We start from the raw sequence: 14,782 nt of genomic DNA on the forward strand, positions 1-14,782 counted from the left end.
TGGCATCTTATTTCGTCTTTGGAACCGGGGTCTCCCCCGGTCTCCTCGCAGTATCCGGTTTTCAAGGTACCCGCCCGGGCCGGTTCGGCCGCGCGGCAAGGAGATATACTGACAGACTCCGGGCCCGCCGGGGGGCGGGGATCGGGGTCTCCACGGGACCGACACAAAAGGGGGGTAGTTTAATTGAGGATTCTGACTCTGCTCCGTCTGCAATCGCGGCATTACCTCCCTTTGATTTCTCTAGGCGACCTTCTGTAACAACTTGCGACGAATGACTTGATTACCATGATTGACATTGGCGTCAATATGCAATGGAACTGTGCCATATCTCATGCGTAACTGATCCCTTCCCCGCCTACGGGGCAGTTTCACCTACGCGGGTCTCTATCTACACTTTCCCGACAGCCCTATCGATCAGCTACGACAAGATGTACCGCTGGCATTGGTTGATCACTAGGTGGATCGAGCCGCTGTGTCCTAAATCACTCAATCGACCCGACCTTTGCCCGCCTTTATGCTGTTTCAACGTCCCAGCATCTTTCTATCCCCCGCCATCCGCACCTGAAATCCCCGCGTGAGTCAAAACTAGAGGCCCACCATCAAGGCGGCGTGAAAAGCGGAGCGTCCTTTCGAACGCCCCGCTTAGGTGCAGACAGTAAACACCGAGCAGTTTTTATGCGCCCTGCTTGGCCTGCAATTTCGGAAGGAATGCCCTTATGCTTGCTAACGGTTAACCCATGCTAGTCTTTGCTGCAGCGCTTCCTTCTTCACATAGCGCTTCCTTCTGCACACATACGCACACGTTGCGTCCTCGCGATCTACGCTGCAAACACTCCGACGGCGCAGCCCAAAATGCAAACCGCAAATATGCCTAAGATGATCCAGATTGTCCTGACACCCCTCTTATATAACCAAAGGCAGATAAAGGTCGCCGCCAGAGGAAGTGCCCCTTGGAAGATTTCGTCGAGGATCCCTTGGATCGAAATCTCGGCTCCGCCAAGATTGAACACCAGTGATGTATTCAGCACGACCATGGTGGCGATCATGGCGCCAACAACTGTCATGCCCAACACGCCAGCAGCATCCGTCACCCTACCCATCAGATTATCCTGAGCAGATTTCTCGAGAAACTTAGTCCCCATATCATAGCCAAACCGTGCCGTTATCACGCGTGTTGCAATATTAATCACCGAGTAGATGAGAGCGTAGACAACCGGACCTAGGGGATTTCCGGTAGCAGCAAGTCCGATGCCGATGCCCGCAGCGACAACGCGAAACGTCCCCCAGTAAAACGAATCGCCAATGCCAGATAGTGGCCCCATCAAGCCCACCTTCACAGCATTAATGGTTGAAACATCGAACATAGGGTCTTTAGATGCCTGTTCTTCCATGGAAATTGACAGACCCGCCACAAATGGCAAAATATGAGGAGTCATGTTGAAGAATTCAGTATGGCGATCGAGAGCACTGTAATACTCATCATCGTTCGGATAGATTTTTCGCAACGGCTTCTCAAGGGTATACATGAAACCGTACGCCATCATCTTGTCGTATGACTGGGAGCATTGACTCGTGAACTGACGTAGGAATACACTTCGATACATATCAGGCGTCATAATTGAGCCTGTATTTGCGTCCGAACCATCTACACCCTGAACTACATTCCTATTGTTGTCGATCATTAGAAATCATCCTCCTCAACAAGCTCAGCGGTTTCCGTGACCGGACCTTGCTTGAACATATTGAGCGCAGCGACACATGCAGCAAGGATGGCAACGCTAATCACATCCATCCCAAGGTAGGTCACAAGGATGAATCCAATAAACAGGTACGGGAGCAGTTTGTTGTTTGACATCGTACGAATTAGAAGTGCAAAGCCGACACAAGCCATCACACCTGAGGCAACGTTCAAGCCGTCCATCACAAACTGAGGAATCATCGATAAGGCGTTGTTGATGAGATCAGCTCCGAAGTAAAGCGAGCAAAACACCAAAAGCGCAGATGGAATGCCAATCGCAAGCGGAACAATGGTTAAATGGTATAGGTTAGCTCTACCGAGGTCATGCCTTGCAAGCGCGACGTCAATCTTCTTGCTCGCATATGCACCGGGTACGGCGTAACAGAAATTTCGCCAAACCTGAAGAAACACAGAAACAGGAAGCGCGAGCGCGACTGCAGCAGCTGCGCCAGCACCCGTTGTCACAGCAAAGGCGCAACCAAGAACTCCCGAGGCATATACCTCGGGCGGAACTGCAGCCCCAACCATCACAGAACCCATGAACATGGACTCAAGGACGGCGCCAACCATAACTGCTGACTGAACATCCCCCAGAATGAGTCCAACGAACAGACTCGTGAACAGGGGGCGCCCCAGCATGGTAATGCCGAGCAGCTGTTCGTCAAGCGAGGCCATGAACGCAACCAATGAAATCAAGATGAACTGGACAACCATGGTAGGTCACCTTCTCTTAAAACCGAAGCAAATCGATCTGAGCCACCTCGAACAACCGGTATATACAGTCCGAACCTAATAGTTCATCTGATGATAGTAGCGACGTGTGGTAAGCGGGTGATTGCGCACATTTGCGAGATGGCAGCTCAAACGTTCTGTGATGGCGTATATCACCATCGGAGACACGATTTTGCGAAACTCAGGATCGCTGAAGGGCAATTCAACCTCAGCGGTATCAAACTTGTTCACGCGAAGCTGAATGCCTTTCTCATCAGCAAGCAAATGTGTGAAGTTGTCAACGCGATCCATGAGATTGCGGGTGTCATCTTCGCCGTAAAGCATGATCAGGCTCGTACCTTCCTCACACAGCTCGATAGTGCCGTGAAAGAACTCGGCAGCGTGAATAGACTTGGCTTTAATCCACTGCATCTCTTCAAGGATACACATGGCGTAGTCGTAGGCCTCGCCCCACAACATGCCTGAGCCTAGAACCATGTGGTAGTCCAAATCCTTGAAATCCTCTGCCATGGCGGCGCAGCGCACATCCTGATCCTGTTTGGCCTTCAGAAGATACGGCTGAATCTGGCCAAACTCGTCCATGAATACGTCGTACTTGGGAAACGCGCCAGCGTTTTTAAGAAAGCGAGCAACCAGCGGGATCTGATAAGAGTAAATAGCTTCGCACAGCACGTCATCCTCAGCGAAGCTATAGAATTTGTAATCTGCAAACTCGGTGGCAGGGGTACCGTCGTTGGAAACATACATCATAGTGCGGGCACCGCTAGCCTGACAGTATTTTGCCGCTTCGATGATCTCGGGCGTTGTGCCAGTGCGCGTGGAAAACACGCAGATGGACTCTTTTCCAAATGCTTTGGGCGGGCAGGCCAGGAACTCCGAAGCAATTTCGCAACGGACATCAACAGCTGCTGTTGTCGTATCGACCCAATACTTCATCGGAAGTGTGTGCGCCCACGTACCTCCGCAACCAATGAAGAAGATATTGGAGTAGCCCCGCTCACAAATTTCATCAACAGCCGTCTCAATCTGAGGTCGAAGCGCCAGCGCATCGCTGACAACCTTTGCGTAACGAGGTTCGTCGAAATTGAACATTGTCTTTCCTCCTTGGGTCGTTCCCCTTATTGAATCCCTATCTAATTTATTCTGATAGGTATTTCATATTTGTATATTATGTTATATAACATTATATGTCTAGAAAAGATTTCCCGTACCGGTGAACGGTAGAGATTAGCAATCGATAGTGCTATTTACCTGATATTTTGATTACGTGGTGTGGCCGGTGAACGGTACTATGGATATAAACGAGTTCTGCGCTATCTTCATTTTCCATCTCAAAATCTAAGCGGGTAGGTACGGACACAGAAAAGCCGCAGGCATCTAAGCAATGTCTGCGGCTAACGCTGCGAGTGCACATCAGGAGGACACTCAGCTTCTCTACAGTAGCTTACTCACGTTGATTTTTTCATCACCTGGAACCTGTCTAATTTCAATCTCAATTCCCTCATTTACAAGCTCTTTGAGGAGCTGCATGTCACGCTCGGAAACAGGGGTGGTCACAGAGAGTTTGCGCGTGCAATCCTTCTGCGGCTTTGCACCCCCAAAATTGATGCTTCGTATGTTTCGATATCCCTTCGCGAGTCTGTAGGCATCTTCAACAGACTCAACAATGATGAATAGGTTATACGGATCAGTCACGCCGCTGTTAAGAGCCGTAATTGAATCCTCGACACTTTTGATCACAAGCTTACAGCCAGCTGGGCGCGCCAATTTCAGGGTCGTTATACGCATGCTGTCCTTGCTAACCGCATCGTTTGCCACCAAAAGGCAATTGGCGCCAATTGCTGACGTCCAGGCCATTGCAACCTGGCCGTGAATGAGACGATAGTCAATTCTCATAAGTTTAATCATGACAGTGGCCTTCCCTCGCCTTTGCCCAGTTTTGCTACGCGAAATGAAAGAAACGGATAGCCTGCAATCAGAACTCCTCATCCTCCCCACCTGCTGTGGCAAGGTTGTTGCAGAATACGATGCCCGCACGAGACTGCTCCACAGACTGTTCAACGTTTTCGAGGCTAAGTCTGTCTAGCCCACACACCAACTCGATGACCAATCCCAAATTCATACCGGCGATGAGCATGAAGCCGCCATCCGCCATTCGAACCATGAATTCATTGTTCACCGATCCACCAAAAATATCCGTGATCACAACCCATCGGTCGTTTACGTGGCGCGACGCCAACCAAGCATCAATGAGCACGCCTACATCCATAGACGCCTCATCAACATAGGCGCATATGCTTTCGATCCTATCTGTCGGTCCAGTAAAAAGCTCTGCCGCCGCTTTCATTGCAGTCGCAAGAGGACCATGGCTCGCAAGCAGTATTTTATTCACTGTCTATCTCCTAACATAATGTTATGGTTTGTATTGTTAGAAGTAGTATCAGATTAAATGCATTATGTAGCGCTGAGATCGCTGTACCATCGGCAAACGGTAGAAGATAAGCGGACAACGGCGCCCACGTCGCCAGAAGACTGTGCGTCCAACACTCTCTGCCTTATGGCCGCATAACCGTCAGTCTGACTTTTACAGGTAAAACTTGAGGCGCTCAGTGCAGTATACCTGTCTCGATATAAATAGCGGCTCATCGTACTCGTCATGCCATCTATCGACAAACAGCAATAGCGCTGAGCCCTCCTTGACTCCAAGATGTGTCGACTCAAGTTTAGTTGCATAGCAGACCTCAACGGTTCGCAGATTACTACCCAATGCAACGCATCGTGCGTTCAAGATTTCAAATATTGACCCCTCTAGGTTCTCGTGCTCTAAAAATGCGAGAGAAGCCCCGTAGCTATTTGTCTCCAGCATCGTTGGCTCGCCATCAACGAAACGTAAGCGTCTGCTTTTAAGAATACTCTCGTCTTCTTCGATATGAAAAAACTTACGGTCGCGTAGATTTGGATACACCCACTCAAGAGATAGCAGCCTTGTGGAAGGCTCTTTTCCCGCCATCCGGCACGAACAGCTGAAGCTTTCGCGATCGTCCGCGGCATACATATCCCGATCCGATGACACAAAGGTACCCTTTGCTCGAACTCGAACAACAATTCCAGCGTCTTCTAGCTCCTTTACAGCGGATCGAACTGTGATCCGACTCACCCCAAACTTCTCCATTAACTCATTCTCCGTGGGAAGTTTATCTCCCGGCCCATAGATACCTGCTTTTATCTGGGTATCCAAGTACCTTACGATCTGCTTATATAGTGGGATTGCGCTATTGGCGTTCACAGTATTCCTCCTTTTACAAACTAATGCACATCAGTTTTTGTCTTGAACAAGTTCGGCCAGGATGCTCAGCTGGTTTGCCCGATTCGAAAAATAGTACTTTGAGCAATCACCTCGTAAGATACGGCGGGTGAAGAGTATCGGCGATCCCGTTGTCGAATTGACGATTTCATCCGCAACAAACACGGCAGCAGGCATGGCAAGTTGCAACAACTCGGCATCATCTGCCAACGCAAGCTCCGACTTCAAGACAATGGAGGGAGAGATGTTACCCCGAATATGGATGTCTGTATGTTGCTCGATCATCTCATATAGCGAGTCAATCTCAAGCCCCGTATTCAGGAGAAACGAGAACCTCTCAAACGGTAGCCAAGTCTGTTCGAGTGCCACCGGAACGTTTTTGAGAGTTCTGAGGCGCTTGAGGAATACAGCGGCATCCCCTTGAGCGAGTTGGAGCCGTCGCGCAACATAAGGAGTTGGAATAGACCGGCAAAGGACAAGGATTTGAGTGGCTATCGGAATATCATGCTCAATGCAGTATTGGGTAAACCCCTGAGGAAACGCAAGGCTATCGGGCAGTTTGGGCTCCTGAAGATATATACCTTTACCTTGGTGCGGCGAGATTACGTTATATTCCTCCATTAGACTCAATGCACGCCTAACCGTCGTACGACTCACACAATATGTCACACAAAGATCCTGTTCAGACGGAAGCATGGAAGACGAGGCGAATTCACCCGATTCGATGCGAGTCTGCAGATCTTGCGCAACCTGGAGATATAGAGGGCACGAACTGTTCCTACACAACACAGCAATTCCCTCCACTATTCTCGATCCACTAAGGTATATTTATAACATACTATTTCGTATTGTTTATAAACACGTGGACGCACTTTCACATTGGAACCAAATGGGAATATGGGTAACAACCGCACGCCATAATACGGAGCGGTAACAAAACTGCACATAGATGTGTGGCATCGGTAAACTGCAAGGTTGATCCCAACAAAAGGGAGCCCGACACGCGGGGCAAAAGAAAAGGGCACTATACAGTGCCCTTTCTACATCGCAAATAGCTGAACGAGAGTTAGCCCTCAAGAGCCTTCTTTACAATGCCTGCAAGCTCATTGAATGACTCAATGTCCTCATAAGCCATTTGAGCAAGTACCTTGCGGTCAAGCTCGATCCCCGAAAGACGCAGACCGTGCATGAACTGAGAGTATGACATCCCGTTCATACGTGCAGCAGCGTTAATGCGGGTAATCCAGAGACTGCGAATCTCACGCTTCTTGTTGCGACGATCGCGATACTGGTACTGGAGCGAGTGCTGTACCTGCTCCTTTGCATACTTATAGGTGCGAGACGCTGCACCGTAGTAGCCCTTCGCCCGCGAAAGAACGGTGCGACGCTTCTTTTTGGCGCTCACAGCGCGCTTAACTCGTGCCATATCAGATCAACTCCTGTTGGAAGAAATAGACGACGGACGATGTGGCCTAGCGGCCAGCAAGGCGCGTGCTTACGACTCTCTTATCGGCATTGGAGATCACGGTCTCCTGCCTGAAGCCGCGCTTGCGCTTAGTGCTCTTCTTAGTGAGGATATGGCTCTTGAACGCCTTGCCGCGCATGAGCTTGCCAGTGCCGGTGCGGCGAAAACGCTTTTTGGTGCCGCTATGCGACTTCATCTTGGGCATGATCTCTCCTTTTAGCTTCCACTACCTAGTTATTGCTCTCGCTGTCCTTTTGGGGCTCTGCATCAAATGCGCCCTTAATTGGAGCGAGCAGCATGAGCATGTTACGACCTTCAAGCTTAGGCGCGCTCTCCACCGTGGCTACGTCTTTGAGGTCTTGGGCAAGACGCTCAAGTACGTTTAAGCCCTGCTCGGGATGGGCCATCTCACGACCACGGAACATGATGGTGATCTTAACGCGTGCCCCCCGCTTGAGGAAGCGCAGCACATGACCCTTTTTGGTCTCATAGTCACCAACGTCGATCTTGGGACGAAACTTCATCTCCTTGACCTCAACGCGGGACTGGTTCTTGCGCGCAGCCTTGGCCTTCATGGCCTGCTGGTACTTGAACTTGCCGTAATCCATGACCCTGCATACCGGGGGATCCGCATTGGGTGCAATCTCAACCAGGTCAAGTCCTTGATCATCTGCGATGCGCTGGGCATCACGGATACCAAAAAGACCAAGCTGGGAGCCATCTACCCCGATCAGACGACAGCTGTTCGCGGTGATCTCATCATTAATGCGGGTGCCATCAGACTTAGCTATGTCCATACCTCCGTTCAAAACCTGCGTATACAACAAAACCCGGAGCCATTCAGGCATCCGGGTCTCAAGCAACGGTGCACACACATAAGGTGATATACACAAATCAATTTGTATGAGACCAGACAGCTACTGAACAGCGCCGAAAGGTGGGGGCGCGAAGCCCCGCTTTAGCTACCGCTTGCGCGGCACTGATGAATAGTACCATAGGTTCAGCGAGCCCTTGCCCATCTTTCACCGTTTCACCATGATACTGAGGCTTCCCATAGCGCTTGACTCGTGTATAATCCCGCTCATGCCCGAGTGGCGGAACGGCAGACGCAGGGGACTCAAAATCCTCCGATGGCGACATCGTGTGAGTTCAAATCTCACCTCGGGCACCACCTCTTTACTTACATATGAATAGTAAAACGTGGGCTACCCGGCGCATTCTTGCTTGGGTAGCCCACGTGCAAAACAGCCTCGATAGACTCTCGATACGTCTTAGGCCTTATCTACCGAACCAAACTCAGCCATAAGCTCTTTGGTGCGAGCAACAATGGCATCGCGACCCGGCTTCAAGAGCTTGCGCGGATCGAAGCCCTTGCCCTGACGTGCCTTGCCCGCCTCAACATACTCGCAGGTTGCATTCGCAAAGGCGATCTGCAGATCGGTGTTCACGTTGATTTTAGCAACGCCCAAGCTAATGGCCTTCTGAATTTGATCAGCAGGGATGCCAGATCCACCATGCAAAACAATGGGAAGATCGCCCACGAGCGCCTTAATCTCGCTCAAGCGATCAAAGGACAGGCCAGCCCAGTTCTCAGGATAAACGCCATGAATATTGCCAATACCGCAAGCGAGGAAGTCTACGCCCAGCTCGGCAATCTTGCGGCACTCCTCAGGATCGGCAAGCTCACCGTTGGAGGTAATACCATCCTCTGTGCCACCAATGCCGCCAACCTCAGCCTCAACTGAGATTCCCTTAGAATGAGCCAGCTCAACGATCTCTGCCGTGCGAGAAAGATTGAGCTCAAAGGTCTCCTCATGTGAGCCGTCATACATGACCGACGTGAAGCCAGCCTTGATGCATGCATGGCAGTCATCAAAATTACCATGATCGAGGTGAAGTGCCACAGGAACGGTAAGCTCAAGAGCCTCAGCAGCGGCCTTTACCATAGAGGCACAGACCTGAAAGCCACCCATCCACTTTGCAGCGCCACCCGTGCACTGGATGATCAGCGGAGACTTTGCCTCCTCCGCTGCCTGAAAGATTGCAAGGGTCCACTCCAGATTGTTAGTGTTGAAGGCTCCCAGAGCATACTTGCCTGCCTCTGCCTTCTTGAGCATCTCTGCGGCGTTAACCAGCATAGCGACCTCCCGTGCGGAAGTTGATTGGAACACCCTCAGTTTACCACCTTGTACACATCGAGATACAGAGATCAGATGAACATCTAGGCATGACGCGTAGATATCGGAGATGTTCGCTTGGTGGAGAGGATTTCAGATCTACTGCTCGCTGTTTGCATGACGTGCCCCAACGTGTTCTTACAACAGCTGAACCCCTGAGCTCCCCCATCAAGGGGAAGACCGGACATCACATCGAGGCGATCGTGCGGATGCCGCCGCTGCGTCTTCGACCACAGGTGCCGAATACACGAGGCCGTGCGGCAAGCATGAGGCCATGACTTGCTTTGCATGTCTGTCGAACACGGTCTAGATGTGGCACATAAAAGGATTCGATACCAACTCATCTGCAATAGTCGTGATCGGCCCGTGCCCAATCAGGCAAACGGTATCTTGAGGAAGCACGCGTGCCATCTTTGCCAGTGATTTTTGAATCTCTGCCTCATCTCCGCCCTCTAGATCTGTTCTGCCGTGGCTGCCGGGAAACAAGGTGTCTCCAACAAAGGCTACATTGCCAGCCTGAGCTGCAGAAAACAAGACAATGCCGCCTTTGGTATGGCCTGGTGTCTCTATGACTTGCAGACGCGCAGTGCCAACACAAAGCTCATCTCCTTCCCGAAGCAATCGATCAGGTGCCCCTGGATCCTCGGTGTGAATGCCCCAAAGCTCGCGCATAGATTCCAAAGCAGCCGGTATAAAAGCAGCGTCTTTTTCAGAGATGCAAAACGGGACATCCGCTCCCAACACGCGTCGCATGCCAGCGACTCCGCCAATATGGTCTGCATGAGCATGCGTTGCGATCAGCGCTCGAATATGTACGTGAGGATGTGCTTGGGCAAAATGACGAGCCAGCTCTACCCCATCGTGGGCAGGATCGATCACCACTGCTTCATCACCAGATACAACAAAGTATGTGTTGGTGCGAATCGGACCATTTTCTACACAGTCAATTTCAAGAGACCCCTGGGGGTGAAGATCAAGCACAACGTCATCGTTTGACACAGTCGCTCCTTTCAGGTTGCTATCTCCATACAAAGATACCGCGCCTGAGTGTTTCAGACGCGGAATCAACAACTTTGTCGCTCCTCGAGCTGGCCGAGTGATAGGCGGAGATGAAAAGTCTACAACTCAGCTCCGCTGCGACGCCGAACGACCAATACAGCTCCAGCAGCCATGGTAAGCGCTCCTGCTGCAAGCATGCCTTGGATCAAAGAGCGATTGGCATCTCCGGTAGCCGCAAGGCGGTTGGTATGCTTCTTGCGCTTCTTCTTTGTCTTCTCAGGCTCGCCGGGCTTGCCAGGAATGGGCTTAAGCGTGTTTGTCAGCGTAAAGCCTGTGGCCATATCCCCTTCCACGGCACTGGTATAGCCAGCCGGTACCTCTTCGCTCACGGTGTAAACAAGGTCTTTGCCCGCAGCATCAACCAAGGGAAGATCTGAAAAGACGTCTGTCCAGCCATGCTCTTCAGAAAGAACAAGGGAATGATCAGTTGGCTCTCCGTTGGCCAGCAGGCGCACCACTACCGAATCTGGACGCTTGTTGAAACGGTTGTCTTTGTCAACCCAGCGCTTCACAACCTGAATATCCGTCTTCTTTACTGCGGCATTGGGAACCACAAGCGGGTCGGTAAACGATCCTGTGCCCGACGTACCCTCAGGAGCGGCCAAGACGCTATGAGCCGCATCGCTTACATCTATTCGAATCGCTTCAGTCAGCTGAATGCAGGCATCGGGAGCCTTCACTTCCTTGATTTCAACCACATCAGGAGCCAGGTTGCTGAAGTAGACTATGCCCTTGCTATCGCTTACGGCGTGTATCACCGTACCATCGGCATCGTTGCAGCTAAAAACAGCTCCAGCTAAAGGCGTGCCCTCGGTATCAACCTTCTTGATTACCACATACGGTCTTCCACTAATCTGAGCAAAGGCAGCATAGTCGGCAATCCGCAAGCTTCCCTCACCTGCGGCTCCGGGGCGCGTTGCGCCCGCCCAAACCTCAACATGATTGGTGATTGAGGTAGCTTGAGGGTTTACCAAGAGAATGCCGGTATCGTACATCACGCGATACTTGAGCGGCTTTTTACCTGCAGGCGTATCGGGCAAGGTGAAGTATATGCAGTAATCAGCTGGATCGTACCTCACACCCACTTCATCTTGTCCAGGCTTTCCAGCAACCGGCTTGGCTACAAAGGAGGTATTCTCCTCCATCATTTCGTATGTGCCATCATCGCGCATGGTAGTATAGGCGGTGATCTTAAAGTTTGAAAGATCAACCTCCCCCTGAGCATTCAGCGAAATCGTTATATTCTCATCCAAGACGTCCTTAATAACGACGTCGCTAAACACCTCTTCAACGGGGGTATACAAGAACATCCAACCCAGGTTTGAACTCTTAACAATTGGCTTGTCCTTGGTCATCAAATGATGAGCAAGCTCTGCCTTACCAGAAGAATCAGCAAGATGCTCCCCTGCTGCCGAGAGTGAAACCTTATTGATCAGCTCAATCTTTTTATCCTGAGGAGTTGCTTCATACAGCGATCGGAAAGCCTCATCAGAAAGTTTGACCTTGATCACAATAAAGTATGGCTTGCCATCATAGCCGTTAAAGCTTCAGGTGAGATCATCTTTATTAAAGCTAACGCGAGCATCTGCAGGCTGAACGCGCCGCCGCGCATCTCCAGAACCTGAAAGTGTTGCAAAGGCAGGGGAATCCGGAGACGAAATACTTTTGTCGATATGGGCGAAACTGGAGGGCTGAGCCTCATACAGAGCAAAGAACTCTGAGCCACCCTCGGCAAGCGGAACTAAGCTGCATCCTTCTGACAAACTATCTTTGATCGTAAGCTGATCAAACGTTGCTGGATCCTTGCCGGTTGCTTGCGCATAATCTGCAAGATCGATTCCATCTGGATTCACATCAATTCTGAAATACGCCGTGTGATCGCGATAGTTAAAGGTGCGGTTTTTATCTCCCAACGGCTTATTCGTAACAAAGTCTCGATACGGACTTTCCCATCCGCTTCTGCTCACCTGATCTAGTTTGGAAAGATCGGTGTCAAACTCCATGGCATACTTAGACAAGATCCTGCCTTCGGTATCGACTACTCCCGATGCAGGTATTGCCTTAAGCGTTTTGCCTGAGCCGATCGTCAAAATCTCTGTATTGATATAGCGCCCGTCATACTCACCTGTTGGCGAGGCCTTCACCTGATCAAAAAGGTCACGGATGCGTGTTTGGAACTCAAGCACATAGGTGGCAGATTCGGTAAAGCCACCCTTCTGCACGAGCTCACCCACCTGGTTGCCCGCAGCATTTAAAACCGGCATCACCTGCGTATCGAGCATTACATCATGTGCCCCATCGCCAGTCGTCCGAGCTTTCAGCGAACCGGGCACCCACGATTGACAGAGGTTCGCACGAGGCCCTACCTGCTCACTTTTCATGAGCTCATCAAAGGTTCCCTCAGGCAGGTCACTCGCTACATGCAAGCCCTGCTCAGCCTTGAGAGCATCACGGTCTCCGTAATAGAAAAACTCATATACAAATCGATTCTCTGAAGGAAGCGCAGCATTCAGCCGCACCTCCACCTGCCAGGGCAGCTTGCCTTGGTTCAAAGAACCAACACCATAGGCCTTAAGCGCCTTTTTAGAAATTGAGCCCACGCCATCATAGGTGGAAATCGTAGATGGATAGATAACTGATGAGCAGGTATGAGCCTCACAGGTATTTTTCAACGGACCAATTTCGGTATCTTTATCAAAGACGAGCTTCACGGTGAAACGATAGATACCGCGCAGGTCACGTACGAAGAACCAGTGATTATTCAAAGCCGTATAGGTATCGCCAGGCTTGGCGGGAGCCGTGCCATCATGCCACGCATCGCCGAGGTCATACACGGGCTTGGTATAGGCAGAAAGATCGGGACAGGTACCGTCTTATCAGCCGGGAAACTCGGGAACGAGCGAGCAGCTGCCGGATCGAGCGTCTCTACAGCTACGACCTGCCAGCTATCCTTCTCGCCACTTATGCTCTGCTCGGCAACCAGCTCAATGCGCTTAGGCGCTGTTTGTCCCACGCGCTCTGCGCTTAAGATGTCTCCAATCCACGTTGGACCAAAACTTTGATAGGGAGCGCCCGCAGCAATCGTCCACATGAGAGACTGCTCACCAGAGCCCGCGTCAACACGAGCAGCGGTGAGTGACTTAGAAATGCTCAGCGGCCGGTTCACTTGAACTGTGGCTTTTGCCTCTTGTGCATCTTGGTTTTCAACCTCAAGGCGGGCAGTATTGCTCACCTTTTGCGTAACATCAGGCTCTGCCACCCGTGTAGAAAATGAAATCTTAGCCTGGGTCTTACCAAAATCTTTCGGGAAGGCATACCGAAGCCCTTGTGTAGCTGGATCAACAACCTCATCATCGGTGAGCGCTTGATCGTTCAGCTTAAACGACTCTGGGATAAAAGCACCTACGTTTGAGAGATCGTCTTTGAACGTTTCTTTTGCGAGCGCTACGCCCTTATTTTTATCGTTTCGTTTATTGATGGTCACTTCCCAATCAATTTGATCTCGCTTGGCAGGGTCTGCAACGCGACCACGCTTGTTGATGAAATACGAGAGCCTCTCTTCCACCGTAGGGAAGTGATAGGTCTTATCAAAAATCGTAATCAGACGAGCGTCTGATCTCCCGGGACTGAACCAGCATCAGCTGCGGCTTTAAAATACCCTTTAAAGGTGAACTACAATGTCTTTGCGGCCGTCAGTTTCGTAGGAAAACTCGCCATTCGGGTCATGAAATAGCATCTTGGCACGAATGGGCTCCCCATCCTTTTGCAGAAGTTCAATGGTGCCGATTCTCATGCCATGCTCGGGCTGGCCAGGAGCGCTCACATAGACCGGGAGACTTCTGCCCGAAGCATCTTGTGCCAAGAAGTTCTTGCCCAGATCAAAGAAGGCATAGTCTCCATCGTCGACCTGCTGGGACACGTCAGCGATACCATTGGCAACCGGAGTTCCGATCAAGTTATTTTTGATGATCGGGAAGGTGAAGCTCACCTCAACCTCAAAGCTCTTGTCTGGATCAATGACCTCAGTAACAGGATTACCGTTTTGGGTAACCTTGCTCTCTACGATCTTGATCACCGATGAGCGATCGGCTCCTGCGTCTTGAGCTCGAGCAAAGCTCGCGCGACCAGGGAGTAGCACTCCGATCAATCCCAATAACAAAACGAGAACAGGCGTAATGCTCGCAACGCTTCCCCGCAACCGTGAACCCATGATGCTCCTTTACTCACTAAGATGCGCAACTTCTGATATACACAGACTTACCACAATTGGCACTGGTATAAAGCAACACACCTGTCTTGTATAAGGC

Annotated in this window: 16 protein-coding genes and 1 tRNA gene; 1 reads left to right on the plus strand and 16 read right to left on the minus strand. The window is 50.9% G+C overall.

Annotated elements, in window-relative coordinates:
- Nucleotides 1-818 precede the first annotated feature (818 nt).
- From K6V98_RS07085 to infC, 10 genes are all read right to left on the minus strand, one after another.
- Complete coding sequence (locus K6V98_RS07085) at nucleotides 819-1,682, minus strand: PTS system mannose/fructose/sorbose family transporter subunit IID (RefSeq protein WP_222199834.1); 864 nt, start codon at nucleotides 1,680-1,682, stop codon at nucleotides 819-821.
- The gene (locus K6V98_RS07090) at nucleotides 1,682-2,452 is read right to left on the minus strand and encodes a PTS mannose/fructose/sorbose/N-acetylgalactosamine transporter subunit IIC (protein ID WP_085830663.1); all 771 of its coding nucleotides are present in this window, start codon (nucleotides 2,450-2,452) and stop codon (nucleotides 1,682-1,684) included. The genes K6V98_RS07085 and K6V98_RS07090 overlap by 1 nt, the downstream gene beginning before the upstream one ends.
- 75 nt (nucleotides 2,453-2,527) lie before the next feature.
- On the minus strand, nucleotides 2,528-3,562 hold the full coding sequence (locus tag K6V98_RS07095) for an SIS domain-containing protein (RefSeq protein ID WP_222199835.1): 1,035 nt from the start codon (nucleotides 3,560-3,562) through the stop codon (nucleotides 2,528-2,530).
- Between the two features lie 342 nt (nucleotides 3,563-3,904).
- Nucleotides 3,905-4,378 (minus strand): PTS sugar transporter subunit IIB, encoded by a 474-nt coding sequence (locus tag K6V98_RS07100; RefSeq protein WP_222199836.1) that lies wholly within the window; start codon nucleotides 4,376-4,378, stop codon nucleotides 3,905-3,907.
- A gap of 67 nt (nucleotides 4,379-4,445) precedes the next feature.
- Entirely contained in the window at nucleotides 4,446-4,862 is a 417-nt protein-coding gene (locus K6V98_RS07105) for a PTS sugar transporter subunit IIA (RefSeq protein WP_222199837.1), read from the minus strand.
- 192 nt (nucleotides 4,863-5,054) lie between these two features.
- Nucleotides 5,055-5,756, minus strand: a complete 702-nt coding sequence (locus K6V98_RS07110) for a GntR family transcriptional regulator (RefSeq protein WP_222199838.1) — start codon at nucleotides 5,754-5,756, stop codon at nucleotides 5,055-5,057.
- Nucleotides 5,757-5,786: 30 nt separating this feature from the next.
- Nucleotides 5,787-6,578: a GntR family transcriptional regulator gene (locus tag K6V98_RS07115; RefSeq protein WP_085830658.1), complete on the minus strand. Its 792-nt coding sequence runs from the start codon at nucleotides 6,576-6,578 to the stop codon at nucleotides 5,787-5,789.
- Nucleotides 6,579-6,840: 262 nt separating this feature from the next.
- Entirely contained in the window at nucleotides 6,841-7,200 is a 360-nt protein-coding gene (gene rplT / locus K6V98_RS07120) for a 50S ribosomal protein L20 (protein ID WP_222199839.1), read from the minus strand.
- 46 nt (nucleotides 7,201-7,246) lie between these two features.
- Nucleotides 7,247-7,444 (minus strand): 50S ribosomal protein L35, encoded by a 198-nt coding sequence (rpmI, locus tag K6V98_RS07125; protein ID WP_222199840.1) that lies wholly within the window; start codon nucleotides 7,442-7,444, stop codon nucleotides 7,247-7,249.
- Between the two features lie 25 nt (nucleotides 7,445-7,469).
- Nucleotides 7,470-8,036: a translation initiation factor IF-3 gene (gene infC / locus K6V98_RS07130; RefSeq protein WP_222199841.1), complete on the minus strand. Its 567-nt coding sequence runs from the start codon at nucleotides 8,034-8,036 to the stop codon at nucleotides 7,470-7,472.
- A gap of 288 nt (nucleotides 8,037-8,324) precedes the next feature.
- Here infC and K6V98_RS07135 point away from each other — a divergent pair.
- A tRNA-Leu gene (locus tag K6V98_RS07135) sits at nucleotides 8,325-8,410 on the plus strand.
- A 100-nt stretch (nucleotides 8,411-8,510) separates the two neighbouring features.
- Here the strand turns inward: K6V98_RS07135 and fba are convergent.
- The 6 genes from fba to K6V98_RS07165 form a co-directional block, all read right to left on the minus strand.
- Nucleotides 8,511-9,377 carry a class II fructose-1,6-bisphosphate aldolase gene (fba, locus tag K6V98_RS07140; RefSeq protein ID WP_222199842.1) on the minus strand — a complete coding sequence of 289 codons (867 nt, stop codon included), beginning with the start codon at nucleotides 9,375-9,377 and terminating at the stop codon, nucleotides 8,511-8,513.
- 345 nt (nucleotides 9,378-9,722) lie between these two features.
- Nucleotides 9,723-10,415 carry an MBL fold metallo-hydrolase gene (locus tag K6V98_RS07145; protein ID WP_222199843.1) on the minus strand — a complete coding sequence of 231 codons (693 nt, stop codon included), beginning with the start codon at nucleotides 10,413-10,415 and terminating at the stop codon, nucleotides 9,723-9,725.
- 119 nt (nucleotides 10,416-10,534) lie between these two features.
- Nucleotides 10,535-11,986 carry a Cna B-type domain-containing protein gene (locus tag K6V98_RS07150; protein ID WP_222199844.1) on the minus strand — a complete coding sequence of 484 codons (1,452 nt, stop codon included), beginning with the start codon at nucleotides 11,984-11,986 and terminating at the stop codon, nucleotides 10,535-10,537.
- Between the two features lie 36 nt (nucleotides 11,987-12,022).
- Nucleotides 12,023-13,309: a hypothetical protein gene (locus K6V98_RS07155; protein ID WP_222199845.1), complete on the minus strand. Its 1,287-nt coding sequence runs from the start codon at nucleotides 13,307-13,309 to the stop codon at nucleotides 12,023-12,025.
- The gene (locus K6V98_RS07160) at nucleotides 13,237-14,040 is read right to left on the minus strand and encodes a hypothetical protein (RefSeq protein WP_222199846.1); all 804 of its coding nucleotides are present in this window, start codon (nucleotides 14,038-14,040) and stop codon (nucleotides 13,237-13,239) included. The genes K6V98_RS07155 and K6V98_RS07160 overlap by 73 nt, the downstream gene beginning before the upstream one ends.
- A 96-nt stretch (nucleotides 14,041-14,136) precedes the next feature.
- On the minus strand, nucleotides 14,137-14,685 hold the full coding sequence (locus tag K6V98_RS07165; RefSeq protein ID WP_222199847.1) for a hypothetical protein: 549 nt from the start codon (nucleotides 14,683-14,685) through the stop codon (nucleotides 14,137-14,139).
- Nucleotides 14,686-14,782: the final 97 nt, after the last annotated feature.

Source organism: Collinsella ureilytica (genome assembly GCF_019795105.1).
GTDB lineage: Bacteria > Actinomycetota > Coriobacteriia > Coriobacteriales > Coriobacteriaceae > Collinsella > Collinsella ureilytica.